This is a genomic window from Pontibacter sp. H249 (assembly GCF_037892465.1).
GTDB lineage: Bacteria > Bacteroidota > Bacteroidia > Cytophagales > Hymenobacteraceae > Pontibacter.
In genome coordinates this window covers 1-844 of record NZ_JBBKTR010000033.1, presented here as the reverse complement: position 1 = coordinate 844, position 844 = coordinate 1, and the positions used below count along the sequence as shown (strand labels likewise).

General features: G+C 45.9%; 1 protein-coding gene. It reads left to right on the top strand.

Translation table 11 applies throughout. The annotated features are described in order from the left end of the window. Positions 1-57: 57 nt before the first annotated feature. A protein-coding gene (locus tag WG943_RS21190; RefSeq protein WP_340412037.1) for an IS5 family transposase occupies positions 58-833 on the top strand; the annotation gives its coding sequence in 2 pieces (ribosomal slippage) (positions 58-394 and positions 394-833; 777 coding nt in all). Positions 834-844: the final 11 nt, after the last annotated feature.

The following is an 844-nucleotide window of genomic DNA, read 5'->3' as shown; positions in this document are numbered from 1 at the left end:
ACTAGAAGCTATCTCATAAATAGAGATCAAATATAAATAAGGGATCGTTTATCAGTTATGAAGTTAACAGATAAACAATGGGAAAAGCTAAAAGACCTCATTCCTGATGGTGCCAAGCGGGCAGACGGGAAAGGCAGACCTTGGAGAGATAAGCGGGAAGTACTGGAAGGTATTTTGTGGATTCTGAAGACTGGCGCGCAGTGGAGTCATTTACCGTCCATTTATCCGCCTTATCAAACCTGCCACCGCAGGTTTCAGCAGTGGCAAGAGCAGGGGGTGCTGCGGCGCGTGGTAGAGACGCTGGCAAAAGACTTACAGGAAAGAGGCGAGGTGGATTTGAGCGAATGTTTTATTGACGGCTCTTTCTGCATGGCTAAAAAAGGGGGGCTTTTGTGGGCAAGACTAAACGCGGTAAAGGCACCAAGATCATGGCAGTCACGGACGCTGGTGGTACTATTTTATCTGTCTCAATCCAATCTGCATCTCCCCACGAAGTGAAGCTGGTGGACAATGTGCTGGAGGAAAGGTTCATAGAAACGATTCCTGAGCGGCTGATTGGTGACAGAGCCTATGATTCTGATCCGCTGGATAATAAACTAAAGCAGCAGGGTATCGAGATGATTGCCCCGCACCGAAAAAACAGGAAAAAGAAGAAGACGCAGGATGGCAGAAAGCTCAGGCGCTTCAAAAGAAGATGGAAAGTGGAACGCTTCTTTGCCTGGCTTTTTAACTATCGAAAATGCGTAGTCAGGTACGAATACAAAGAAGAAAACTTTAAAGCATTCATCTTGCTGGCATGCATCCTGATTCTGCTGAAACCATTTATGAGATAGCTTCTAATAAA